Here is a 12,835-nt window from a genome sequence, read left to right on the forward strand (position 1 = left end):
TCCTTAGTGCAGCCACAGAGAACAGCCGTCAGTCTCTGCGGCAAAATATATTTTATAACCCATTACGATATTCGATCGGAATATATTGATTTAACAGTTTTTCCTGTTCTTTTGTGACAGGCGCAGGTTTGAAGGAATCAATACGTTTTTTCACTTCTCCCTGCATTTTTTCTTTCAGAGAAAGTGAGCCGTGATTTTGCCATTCATTAGGATCGAGTTTGTTCAGATATTTTGTAACGTAGAATTCTTCACGAAACATTTTGGGGGTGCGCCCGGTAAGAAAATTGCCGCGAGGCCCTGTTTTTTCGACAATGTCCATACAGAATTTTTCTTCTGAGGCATCGATACCAGAATTGAGACGTTCAGTGAAATTATAAATTTCCTCGTCCAGAATAAATTTTTCAAAGCAAGTAACATTGTATGTCCCCATTGTGCCCAAAGCGTGAAAAACCATATCTGGTTTTACCTCAGAAGTTGTCCGAATGGATAACATGGCTTCCATACCTGCCTGATAATCCAGTTCCTTTGCGTCGCTGAACGCGCCTCCGGTTCTGAAAGGGATACCATAATAGTCCGCGATGCCGGCAGTGGCGTAAAAAATAAGCGCAGCCTCGGGATTTCCCATACAAAGCTGTACAGAACGCAAATCCGTTGAACCTGAAACATTGGCATATATAATGGGTGTGCCAGGCTGAATTAATTGAGATAAAACAATACCAGCGAGAAGCTCGGCATTGGCCACGGTCAGCAGACTGATGACAGAAAATGGGGCGGTGAGCACAGGCATCGCGCAGGTGGCAAACCAAACGCCCTGTCTTTCCTCACAGACTGCAAACATCCTTTCAAGCGGATCATGGTCATAGCACAGAGGTGTAATAGGGTTAAAACCGTGTGAGCCGACAACCTTGTCGTAAATACCTTCATAATCCTGAACAAGGCGGATTCCTCTTCTGTAGGCCTCGCGGAGCCGGCCTTTTGCAGCCGTCGCGGTATTTGGGTTTGCAAAAGGGACTGGCTTATTGGCATATTTTAAAAGTAAAGCCAAAAACCCAAGCTCAGTCTCATTTTGTGTGAATTTTTTGGAGGTAAAACAGGGATTCGTCATCACACAATCCAGAACAGGACTGGTATCCGAAAGCTTAACCCAGTCAATAATATCTTTGTTTGTAAAAGCTCTTATTCGGCTGCCATCCTGTAAATAAGCAGAACCGGACACCGGAAGCTTTACATAACTGTGGCCGCCGATGTGAACGTTGCCCTTTGACGAATAGATTGTAAACTTCTTTGGCACGGTTTCTAAAGCTTCCTCAAGCATTTTTTCTTCGATATAAACCTTATCGCCTTCAATTCTTGCTCCATGCGCTTTAAAAACAGATAAAGCCTCTTCGTGTTCAAATTTTACGCCTACCTTTTTTAAAATAGTGAGCGTATGCGCGTGTATTTTTTCAATATCTGCCTTAGAAATATATTTTTCGTATGCTTTCATCGATATTCTCCTCAATAATTTTGTATGGCGCCATTTACTTTATGGTTATATAAAGCAAGGAATATGCCAAAAATAATATGAAAATTTGGATTATTTGGTCTGTTTTAAAGCGTTCCCAGGCGTAAAAAGAATAAAAAGCGTAAAGGTAATTGTCAGTGACAAAAAAATATACAGTTTATGTCTTCCAGATAAGCCATGTTTTGAAGAAAAGTGTAAAATAATTTGTCTATTTTGCGTAAAAAAGAAAATATTACTAAATCTAAAAAGTGATCTGGTGGTCTGCAGGCGGATGGATTAATGGTTAGATTTTATCTGAAACGGTATATAAGTTATAGTGATCAATTAGAACTTTTGATATGAAATGGAGATAAAAATGAAAAAAATATTAGTGGTTTTGACCAATACTGCGAAATATGGAACGAAAAATGAGGCGACAGGTCTCTGGCTGTCAGAAGCGACTGAGTTTGTGAAAGAATTGATACAGGCTGGTTATGAAATTGATTATGTCAGCCCGAGGGGCGGCTATGTGCCAATCGACCCTCGCAGTCTGAAAAACGCTTATGTCAATGAGAACGTGTTTGCTTTTTATAACTCAGAGGATTTCCAGAACAGAGCATTGGCAGACTCCCTTAAACCATCGGATATCAATGCTTCCGATTATTTGGCAATCTATTATACAGGCGGCCACGGCGTGGTCTGGGATTTTCCGGACAATAAAGATTTGCAGGCAATCAGCCGAGAGATTTATGAGCAGGGAGGTTATGTGACATCGGTCTGCCACGGATTAGCAGGGCTTTTGAATATAAAAACATCAGATGGAAGCTATCTTATATCTGGTAAAACACTCACAGGCTTTACAGAAACAGAAGAAATTCTAAGCGGAAAAAACCGCTTAGTGCCCTTTGGTACTGAGAAAGAAGCCAGGAAGCGGGGAGCGAAATTTGTGAAAAAACGCGCTTTTAGTTCTTTTGCAGTACAGGATGGGCATTTGATAACAGGGCAGAATCCCATGTCTGGACAGGCCGTGGCAAAATGCTTGCTGAAAAACTTAAGCAGTTATTAAAGACAAAAGGCGGATTGTGAAAAAAAGCGGCGTATGCAGCTAAATTTGCTTGTTGGGTAAAAATAAGAAAATACCGCTTGCAGAAACAGGTAATATAAAAAATAACGAAGCCTGAAAGGCGCATAACCGGAGAGCTTTCACAAAAAATATTAAGCAATCCTGAAATCCTGAAAAAAGTCATTAAATTTATTAAAAAGGTCTTGCAAATTTTGAGAGAATGGTTTAATATAATGTTAGCACTCGGAGGTAATGAGTGCTAACAAGAAGAAAATAATAAAAATCATAAATCATTAAAAATGGAGGAATCAAAAATGAGTTTAAAACCATTGGGAGACAAGGTTGTAATCAAAGTTAAAGAAGAAGAAGTAACGACTTCTAGCGGTATCGTATTACCGGGTTCTGCACAGGAAAAACCACAGCAGGGAACCGTTGTCGCTGTTGGCTCCGGCGAAATTGTTGATGGTAAAAAAGTGCCGCTGGATGTAAAGGAAGGCGATGAAGTTATCTATTCTAAATACGCTGGCTCCGAAGTAAAAGTTGGCGAAGAAGAATTCTTGATTTTGAAACAGTCTGACATCTTAGCAATTGTTGAATAATTCAGAAAACCACATTTAATAGATTATAAATTTTCAGGAGGAAGATTAAAATGGCAAAAGATATTAAATTCAGTGCAGACGCCAGAGAATCACTGATTGCTGGCGTAGATAAATTGGCAGACGCTGTCAAAGTAACCTTAGGACCAAAAGGAAGAAACGTTATCTTAGCAAAGAGCTACGGTGCTCCAACCATTACAAACGATGGTGTTACCATTGCTAAAGAAATTGAACTGGAAGACGCTTTTGAAAACATGGGCGCTCAGCTGGTCAAAGAAGTTGCTACCAAAACAAACGATGTAGCTGGTGATGGTACTACTACCGCTACCTTATTAGCTCAGGCTATTGTAAGAGAAGGTAACAGAAACGTTGTAGCCGGTGCGAATCCGATGGTTCTGAAAAAAGGGATCGAAAAGGCTGTGGAAGTTGTTGTTGACGAACTGAAAGCTAACAGCAAACCAGTAGAAACCAGAGAAGCAAAAGCTCAGGTAGCTTCCATTTCCGCCGCTGATACCGAAATTGGTGATTTAATTGCAGAAGCCATGACTAAAGTCGGCGACGACGGTGTTATCACTGTTGAAGAAGGCAAGGGCATGGGTACAGAACTGGAATTTACCGAAGGTATGCAGTTTGACAGAGGATATTTATCTGGTTACATGGTAACCGATACTGAAAAAATGGTTGCAGAATTAGACAACCCATATATCTTAATCACAGACAAGAAAATCACAAATATCCAGGAATTACTTCCAGTGCTGGAACAGATTGTACAGCAGGGCGCTAAGCTCTTAATCATTGCTGAAGATGTTGAAGGCGAAGCTTTAACAACCTTAGTACTGAACAAATTAAGAGGAACCTTCAACTGTGTCGCTGTTAAAGCTCCTGGCTTCGGTGACAGAAGAAAAGCCATGTTACAGGATATCGCTGCTTTAACAGGTGGTCAGGTAATCTCTGAAGAAGTTGGTCTGGAACTGAAAAACGCCGATATGTCTATGTTAGGACGCGCGCGTCAGGTTAAGGTTGACAAGGACAACACCATCATCGTTGATGGACAGGGAGACCGTGCGATCGTTGAAGAAAGAGTCGCTCAGATCAAGGCTCAGATTCCTGAAACCACATCGGATTATGACAAAGAAAAATTACAGGAACGTCTGGCTAAACTGGCTGGCGGCGTAGCAGTTATCCAGGTTGGTGCCGCTACCGAAGTTGAATTGAAAGAACGCAAATACCGCATCGAAGACGCATTGAACGCGACAAGAGCTGGTGTCGAAGAAGGTATGGTACCTGGTGGTGGATCTGCGTTCATCGAAACCTTAGACAAGGTAGATGCTTTAATCGATACCTTGGAAGGCGATGAAAAAATCGGCGCTGCTATCATCCGCCGCGCGATTGAAGAACCCGTTCGTCAGATTGCTGAAAATGCTGGTCTTGAAGGCTCTGTCATTGTCAACGAACTGCGCAAGAAAGAAAACGGCATCGGCTTCAACGCTGCTACCGGCGAATTTGTCAACATGATTGAAGCAGGTATCATCGACCCGACCAAGGTAACCCGTACAGCTATCCAGAACGCTGCAAGCATCTGCGCGATGTTCTTAACCACCGAAGTTGCCGTTGCTGATTTACCAGAAGAAGCAGCTCCTGCAATGCCTCCAATGGGTGGCGGCGGAATGCCAATGATGTAATAAAAGCTAATATAAATAAAATGATATGATTTTATAACAGGCAGGATATTAAGTGAAAGCTTAATATCCTGCTTTTTTAGTTTTCAAAAGAAGCATTTTTATGTATAATGATTTCATTGGAGCTTAGGTAGGAGAGAGCAAAATGTATAATTTATTGATTGTAGACGACGATGCTTCGATACTGGAAGTAACGCGGATTTATTTTACAGGCCGCGGTTATAAGGTTTACACGGCCCAGAACGGAAAGGAATGCCTCAAAACAGCGGCCCATATGCCTCTGGACTGCATTGTGCTGGATGTGGCGCTGCCGGATATGGACGGCTTTGAGGTTTGTGAAGCGGTTAAAAAGAATAACAATGTCCCCATTCTTTTTGTGTCAAATTACGCTGAGGAGGACAAGCGGATCAATGGTTTTGTTTCAGGCGGCGATGACTATGTTATCAAGCCTTTTAGTCTGCGAGAGCTTGAACTGCGCATCTGCGCGCGCATACGTCAGCAGGAAGGAAAGGCCAGCCGTGGCGAGGCGCTGAACTTTGGAAGGCTGAGTATCAATGAAGCAGCAAGAAGTGTCGCTTATGAAGATAAGACCATATCCTTAACTGCGGCAGAATTTGATATTCTGTTTTTTTTGGCGAACCATGAAAATCAGGTATTTTCCCAGAAGGATATTTTTGAAAGGGTGTGGAAGCTGCCGGATTTGGGTAACGCGCATACGGTTCAGGTACACGTGGCGCAGATCAGGAGAAAGCTCAATTCTTTTTCTGAGGAACATCAGTATATCCAGACGGTTTGGGGAAAAGGCTATAAATTTGTTGCGGATCAAAAAAGCTGAGGCATCTACGCCTCAGCTTTAAAGCTATTTTTTGAAAAAACGGGAGCGGAGGGCCGGATTCAGCCAGAGGACCGCGCCGGCAAAAAACAGGAAAATGAACAGCAGACCTAAGGCAGGCCAGATGGTGTGAGCCGCGGCACCCGACGGGGGAGTGTCTTGTCCTTCGTGAGAATCGCCTGCGCCACCCTCAGAGGAGGGCGTGTTTTTTTGAAGCTTGTCAGCGGCATTTTTGGCGAGCGGAGAGTCATTTTTATTGTCCAGGGCCAGAAAAAATTCCGCCGCATTAACGGCAGGGTTATTGAACGGAAGATATCCGAGCATATTCTCAAAGATATTGCCGCCGGGATCCCGGCTCACTTCATTTCTTCCGCCGCCACCCCGGCTGCCGTCAATATCCTCATATTTCTCGCCGGTGAGGGGCAGAGATTCAAAGGAGCTGGCGACTGTGTTGGAGTAGCCCGCGTAAGCAGAGCCTGTAATCTTTAACCGATACAGGGCTGTGCCAGACTCTTTCAGGATATCCTCGTAAACGGCATTACCCGCGTCATTCAGGCTGTAGGCCTTGGTGATATCCTGGCTGATCCAGCTGCTGCCGCCATCAACCGACTTTTGCAGCTTTACAGAGGAGGCGCCAGCGGGCGGGGTAAAGCTAAAGGTGAGCCTGCACATCTTGACATCGGGCGTGTCAGTGACACTCAGGTCGTCGATGGGCGTGGCTGTTTTAAAGGAAATGGCCGCTGCAGGCGTCGGGGCGCCGTCGGTGAGGATATCCCCACGGACTTCCAAGGTGCCGGTGAGCGTAAAGGGCTCGTTTTTTTCAAGACCAGCGTCGTAGGCGGCTCGATCCCAGGTGACAGCCAGCGAGACATAGCAGGTATCGTCTGGATCCTTACTGTTCGCGATATTTACGGTCATGTAGTCCGGCAGCCCGCTCTCCTCATAGTCAGTGAAGGGCGGAAGAACAAAATGCAGCTCGTCGATTCCGGTGATGATCCATTGAGTCTCGTCGTACGAAAACTGAGGCGCCTCAGGAGTGAGCCGGCACAGTGTTCCCGTAACCCTGCCATTTTGTGAAGTGACAGAAACGGCGCCTGAGCCTTTGGCTGTGACCCTGCAATTCGTCATGGAAATATCCGAAACCGACGAAATACCAATGCTGTGGGCACCGTCAGCGGTGATGAACAGGTTGACCAATTCCAGTGGATCGGGCTGTTCGCAGACAATGCCGCGCGCGTTTTCGCCGTAAGCGGCAATGGTGGCCGGTGCACTCAGCGTGCCGCCGATATTAATGGACCAGCTTGTGGGATCACCGCCCTCATAAAAGAGCGCGGTGCCACTTTCGGCTGTAATGCTGCACGCTTCAAGGATGAGGACGCCCATGGGCGATGTGCGGATCAGTCCTTCTGCGCCGCCCTCTCCTGTAATGGTGATATTGGAGCCGATGAGCTCAAGCAGAGCGGTATCCTTAACGTAAATGTGGTAGGGTCCGGCGTCGATGGCGATGGGCGCCCCGGGCCTATAGATGCTCAGGGAGCGCGTAATGACAAGATCTTCTGTCAGGATATAAGTACCGCCGGTATCCTGGTTTTCATCCACCCATACCTGGAAAGCTTCGCAGCTGGGCGATTCCTCCGCGGGCGCTGTGGCAGGGCCTGTGATCATTGCGCTGGCCCTGGCCGGCATGGCTGCTGAAACCAGAAGAAGGATCATAAACAAAAATAAGTATTTTATTGAACAAATCGCTGACATACGGTTCTCCTTACAAATAATCGAAATGGAATGATGAAATGGAAAAGAAGATAAGTGCTATTACAATTGGGCTGGTTATTTTAATCCTTTTCGCTGCGCTGTGTCTGGCGCTGATACAGTGGCTTTACCAGGTGGATAATAAATATACCCAGACAGCGCCGCAGGCGGAAAATGGCATTCTGACACTGACAGCAGATGCTTTTTCTAAAGATAAGCTTTTCTGCCTGGTGGACGGATGGGCCTTTTACAAGGGAAAACACCTGAATCCAGAGGACTTTGCCGGTGATGGGTCTGATGAGCCTGAGCCGTCGGAATACGTTTATATTGGGCAGCATCCTGATTTTTCCATGGGTGTACGTGGGAGCTCTCCTTATGGAACCTGTGCCTACCGCCTGAAAATAATAAATGAGGGCGAACCTGTTATTTTGAGTATGGCCCTTCAGGAGATCTTTTCGAGTGCGGATATCTGGGTGAATGGCGAGAAGGTAGAAGCCCTGGGAAATACAGATCCCCAGCAGTATGAGCCCTATATTAAAAACACAGTTATCAGCTTTGAGGCAGGGGCAGAGACCGACATTCTCATCAACACTGCCAATTTCAGCCATTATTACAGTGGAATCTACTATCCGCCAGTATTGGGAGAGGCGCCGGAAATCAGCCATCTGATTTTTGTGAATCAGCTGTTCTATGCGCTTTTGTGTATTGCCAGCCTGGTCATCGCCATTTTTACACTGGTGGTCTGGATGTCTCCGGGAAAGGACAGGATTTTTTTCTACTATGGTCTTATGACGCTGTCCTTTGGACTGCATATGGCCTATCAGCCGCTGCGCTGGCTGGGGATTCCCTTGACCGAATCGCTTTATGCGCTGGAGGACTGCACCAGTTATATCATGCTTTTATGCGTCATTGCTATCAGCAGTATTATATCACAGGTGAACCAGAAAAGCATCTATCGGGCGTTCATTTTGCCGCTGGCTGCCACGATGTGCGTGGTTTCGGTGGTGGTGCCGCTTCTGGTGCTGCCGGGTGCGCCCTGGCTCATCCATGCCTATGGCGGCTTCCTGGATTTTTATCAGCTTCTGGCTTTTGTTTACCTGATGACTGCTGCGGTTCTGGCGCTTAAAAGGAGAGAGGTCAAGGCTTATTTTCTCATGGCCGCCAATGCGGTGTTTGGCATCAGCCTGCTGGTACAGGTTACCAGCAGCAATGCCTTTGAGCCCATTTACACTGGCTGGCAGAGCGAGTACTGCAGCTTTATCCTGGTGTTGATCTTCGGCGGAATGATGGTGTTTTATTACCGGCAGGTTTTAAGTGAAAACAAACGGCTCACGGCGCATCTTGAGGAGGAGGTGGCCGTGCGTACCAGGGAGCTGACAACTCTGATGAACGAGCGTAAAAAATTTCTCTCTGATCTGGCCCACGATCTCAAAGCTCCGATAACGGCCATTCAGGGTTTCATTGAGCTGGTGAAGTATGGCAATGTGCAGGTGGACGACGAGGTCCAGCGCTATCTGGAGATCATTAATCAAAAATCAAACGAGGTACAGACAAAGGTGCGAAGTCTTCAGGAGTTTACCAGCCAGGACGAGGCGGTTATGAAAAAGGAGAAAATGGATCTTGGCAGACTGCTGGATGATTTTTATGAAAACAACCGGCCAGACGCAGAGGCAAGCGGCATAAGCTTCAGCATGATTAAGCCTGGAAAGCCCATTGAAATAATGGGAAACCCAGAGCTTATCTACCGTGTGTTTGAGAACCTGTTCTACAACGCAATGGGCTTCACGCCCATAAATGGCAGGATCGTGGTCGAGGTCAAACAGGAGGCAGATTGGGTGGTGATCCGGTTTTCCGATAACGGCGCAGGTATACCGCCGGATGTTCTGCCAAAAATCTTCGACCGGTTTTACACCACACGCGGCGGGAACAGCGATTCACAGGGGCTTGGGCTTTTCATCGTCCGCTATACCATCAAGGCCCACGGCGGCACCATCGACGCTGCGTCAGAGATGGGGGCAGGAACTGTTTTTACGATCCGGCTTAAAACCCTTTAAACATGAGTGTGCTCATAAAATGTGTCAGTAAGACCGAAAATGTTAAAAAATATGTGAAACAGGGGAGAGTCTTAAACGACTTTTCAAAAAAACAGGCTTGTGGTATAATGACTAAGAATTTTAAAAAGGAAAAAGATAGGAGGAGCAATGAACAGTATTAAGAAGATGTTATTTGTCTTGACTGGCTTACTGGTATTCGTTTGCCTCCCTGTTTTGGCAGAAGAGACGACGCCAAAGCAAACGACCTTGACAACAGAGCCGTCGACGACGGTTGAATCTCAGACGACACCCTCTGCAAAGGAACCGCTGGCAACGCCGGACGAGGCCGTGACAGTGAGCCCGGAGACAGAGGTGCAGGAGGAAAATACCGAAGCGGTGACACCTGAGCAGGCAGAGGATGAAACGCCAGCGCCAGAAACCACGCCACGGCAGCCAGAGGGCGAAGCAGCAGACCCGGAAATACCAGAAAATCTGGCGGAAGTCTTTGTGGATTCCAACGCCCTGAACAGCACTATCAGCATTGAGCTGGACGGTGAGATTGTCAGCGGCCCTGGCAATAAGGTGCTGGCAGTGATACCGGCAGGCGCGCGCTTCCGCGTGATCACAGAGCCAGCAGAGGGCAGCGAGCGTATGGCAGTCAACATGATGGTCAAAACCAAGGATGGCACGGTAGCGCCCATCGAACCTTTAAACGATGAGGACAACGCCCAGGACTACCAGATGCCCGAGAACGCTGAAGGCGTTTCAGGCGCTGTTTTCTTTGGCAACAGCGAAGAAAACACCAGCGATGAGGCCCAGAGCTTTACCGCGTCGGCCGCATCCGATAATGTCAACAAGCAGACCATTGTAAACAGTGAGGAAAAGCTGGAAACTGCGGCAGATACCGCTCAGACAGCGGATAATGAGACCGGAGAAGCACAGCCGGAGATCTCGGAGATTTCTGAAGCACCGTCCACCGGCATCGAGGATCATATTGATTTCATCCCGCTGTTTTTATGCACATTGATGATTGCAGGCGTGACCCTGTGGTCCAGAAGTGCTTTAAATTAAAAATTCTTAAGGCCGAATCCATCCGGGATTCGGCCTTTTGCTTTAGTGTATTAAAAAAAAACCAAGGATTATCAAAAAAATATTGTCTAATGTATACATTAATATTATAATATTTACCAAGGAAGCAACAACTTAATATAATACGTAGGAGGAACACGTAAAATGATGAGTGAATTTGAAATGTACCGACAGCAGTTGCGCAACGCGATTGATGAAATGGAACTGGATAATAAGGAAGCCGTATACGATCTTTTGAGCGAGGTTAACCGCTTTTATGAAGTATCTTTCCCAGTCCAGATGGACGATGGGACCAAGAAAGTTTTCAAGGGCTACCGTTCACAGCATAATTCCGCACTTGGACCAACAAAAGGTGGCTTAAGATTCCATCCAGGCGTGGACGAAGGCGAAGTAAAGGCATTATCTGCATGGATGTCAATGAAGTGTGCTGTAGCCGGTATCCCTTATGGCGGCGGTAAAGGCGGTATCACCGTTGATCCTAAAAAGCTCTCTGAACGTGAGCTCGAAAACCTGACAAGAGGCTTTGTGAAAGCGATGCATCCGGCATTTGGTGAAAAGTTTGATATTCCGGCTCCGGACGTTAACACAAACGGCCAGATCATGTCCTGGATGATTGATGAATACAACGCCATTACCAGAAGCCAGAACATCGGCGTATTCACTGGCAAACCACTGGAGCTGGGCGGCTCTCTGGGCAGAACTGAAGCCACCGGCTACGGCGTAGGCTTTACCGTACGTGAGGCGGCTGCTAAAATTGGTCTGGACCTGAAAGGTGCGCGTGTTGTGCTTCAGGGCTTTGGCAATGTCGGAAGCTTTGCGGCAGAATGGCTTTATAAACAAGGATGCAAGATCATCGCCATTGCCAATAGCCGTAATGGTCTTTACGACGCAGAAGGCATGAACATTCCGGCCTTAATGAAATACTATGAAGAAAATGGCAATGACCTGGCCGGATATCCGGATGCAAAGCCATTTGATAAAGACGAAATTTTCTCAATCGAATGTGATATCCTCTTGCCATGTGGTCTGGGCGGAGCCATCACCAAAGACAACGCAAATAAAATCAACACAAAGATCATCAGCGAAGGCGCCAACGGACCGTTAACACCAGAAGCCGATGAGATTTTAATTAAAAAAGGCGTATTTATTGTGCCAGATATCCTGGCAAACAGCGGCGGGGTTACCGTATCTTACTTTGAATGGGTTCAGAACCTTCAGGGCTATTACTGGAGCAAGGAAGAAGTTTTTGAAAAAGAAGAAGACTTGATCGTTAAAGCCTTTAACGGCGTATACGATGTGTTTGTCAATGAAAAAGCCTCCAATATGCGTACAGCAGCGTTCAATTACGCGATAAAGAAGATTGCAAAGGCTATGAAGCTTAAGGGCTGGTACTAATTCTGGCGTCAAAAACGCCCGGACTGCTGTGTTGCCGTGTATTCTGAGCTCGGTCACATATTAGAAATATGTTCCCTCGCGCAGAACGCACAGCGCCTTGCATTTCGGGCGTTTTTTTAGCCAGAACGGAAAGATACTATATGTAGTGCCTGAACACTAAAAAAATGGAATAAAACAACAAGACAATGTGGTATACGCCGTTTCGGCGTATACCGTTTTTTCTATTTTTTTCTATTGAAGGACAGATATTGCCATTAACTGGAGTGAACGGACTGTGGTATAATAATAAAAACGAGAGAAAGCAGGTTTTGGGGATGGCAGAAATTAATATTTATGAAACGACACTCAATCATAACGGTGAGCAGGGAATCATTGATTTTGATGTGCTTCTGAAGGCTTTCCAAAATGCCGGGATCACCATTAATGTGTTTAATATCTGGGATAATCCGAGCTTGATGACAGAAATCCGTCCGGTGGAGCAGGTACTGCTGCAGGAGGGCGTTGAGGCAATGCCCATTACCGTCGTTGGCGGCGAGATCTGGAAAAAGGGCGCCTATCCGGATTATAATGAGCTCATGATGTGGAGCGCTAAAACAGAGTAATAAAAAAGCTGTATGACCTGTGTTTAAGAGGCCATGCAGCTTTTTCTTTTCTAAACCTCGTAGGGAATGCCAGCGAATACCTCCTGCATTTCCTCGGGTTCTGCGTTATAGATTTTTAGGATGAGCCCGTTGACCAGTGTGATGATTTCCTGAGAATCCACAGTGCCGTCGTTGGCAGGCTTGGCGGCGTAAAGCGCGCAGAGCATCTCGTTTCGGGTCGTTCCTGTAATGCCGCTGAACAGACTGTTCAGGACTCTTTTTTCCTGTTCGTTTAATTTCATATTTTTATCCCCTTGATTTCTGGTTTTAGACTA

At 46.2% G+C, this 12,835-nt stretch carries 11 protein-coding genes; 8 read left to right on the plus strand and 3 right to left on the minus strand.

The window, feature by feature from the left end; all coding sequences use genetic code 11:
• Window positions 1-52: 52 nt before the first annotated feature.
• Complete coding sequence (locus tag CPZ25_RS17810; RefSeq protein WP_058695567.1) at window positions 53-1,486, minus strand: trimethylamine methyltransferase family protein; 1,434 nt, start codon at window positions 1,484-1,486, stop codon at window positions 53-55.
• A 373-nt stretch (window positions 1,487-1,859) separates the two neighbouring features.
• Here CPZ25_RS17810 and CPZ25_RS17815 point away from each other — a divergent pair, with 373 nt between their 5' ends.
• The 4 genes from CPZ25_RS17815 (at window position 1,860) to CPZ25_RS17830 (ending at window position 5,656) form a co-directional block, all read left to right on the plus strand.
• Complete coding sequence (locus CPZ25_RS17815; protein WP_058695566.1) at window positions 1,860-2,549, plus strand: type 1 glutamine amidotransferase domain-containing protein; 690 nt, start codon at window positions 1,860-1,862, stop codon at window positions 2,547-2,549.
• A 311-nt stretch (window positions 2,550-2,860) separates the two neighbouring features.
• Window positions 2,861-3,145: a co-chaperone GroES gene (groES, locus tag CPZ25_RS17820; RefSeq protein ID WP_013379350.1), complete on the plus strand. Its 285-nt coding sequence runs from the start codon at window positions 2,861-2,863 to the stop codon at window positions 3,143-3,145.
• Window positions 3,146-3,195: 50 nt separating this feature from the next.
• Window positions 3,196-4,824, plus strand: coding sequence for a chaperonin GroEL (gene groL / locus CPZ25_RS17825; RefSeq protein WP_058695565.1), 1,629 nt, complete (start codon window positions 3,196-3,198; stop codon window positions 4,822-4,824).
• Between the two features lie 142 nt (window positions 4,825-4,966).
• Window positions 4,967-5,656 (plus strand): response regulator transcription factor, encoded by a 690-nt coding sequence (locus CPZ25_RS17830; protein ID WP_058695564.1) that lies wholly within the window; start codon window positions 4,967-4,969, stop codon window positions 5,654-5,656.
• A 24-nt stretch (window positions 5,657-5,680) separates the two neighbouring features.
• Here the strand turns inward: CPZ25_RS17830 and CPZ25_RS17835 are convergent, their stop codons facing one another.
• Window positions 5,681-7,405, minus strand: coding sequence for a hypothetical protein (locus CPZ25_RS17835; protein WP_096919022.1), 1,725 nt, complete (start codon window positions 7,403-7,405; stop codon window positions 5,681-5,683).
• Between the two features lie 38 nt (window positions 7,406-7,443).
• Between CPZ25_RS17835 and CPZ25_RS17840 the strand changes: the two genes are divergently transcribed.
• From CPZ25_RS17840 to CPZ25_RS17855, 4 genes are all read left to right on the plus strand, one after another.
• On the plus strand, window positions 7,444-9,456 hold the full coding sequence (locus tag CPZ25_RS17840) for a sensor histidine kinase (protein WP_096919021.1): 2,013 nt from the start codon (window positions 7,444-7,446) through the stop codon (window positions 9,454-9,456).
• 147 nt (window positions 9,457-9,603) lie between these two features.
• Entirely contained in the window at window positions 9,604-10,506 is a 903-nt protein-coding gene (locus tag CPZ25_RS17845) for a hypothetical protein (protein ID WP_096919020.1), read from the plus strand.
• 162 nt (window positions 10,507-10,668) lie between these two features.
• Entirely contained in the window at window positions 10,669-11,919 is a 1,251-nt protein-coding gene (locus CPZ25_RS17850; protein ID WP_058695560.1) for a Glu/Leu/Phe/Val family dehydrogenase, read from the plus strand.
• A gap of 314 nt (window positions 11,920-12,233) precedes the next feature.
• On the plus strand, window positions 12,234-12,521 hold the full coding sequence (locus CPZ25_RS17855) for an arsenic metallochaperone ArsD family protein (protein WP_058695559.1): 288 nt from the start codon (window positions 12,234-12,236) through the stop codon (window positions 12,519-12,521).
• 50 nt (window positions 12,522-12,571) lie between these two features.
• Here the strand turns inward: CPZ25_RS17855 and CPZ25_RS17860 are convergent, their stop codons facing one another.
• Window positions 12,572-12,802: a hypothetical protein gene (locus CPZ25_RS17860; protein ID WP_038354041.1), complete on the minus strand. Its 231-nt coding sequence runs from the start codon at window positions 12,800-12,802 to the stop codon at window positions 12,572-12,574.
• Between the last annotated feature and the right edge of the window lie 33 nt (window positions 12,803-12,835).

The organism is Eubacterium maltosivorans, from assembly GCF_002441855.2.
Lineage (GTDB): Bacteria > Bacillota > Clostridia > Eubacteriales > Eubacteriaceae > Eubacterium > Eubacterium maltosivorans.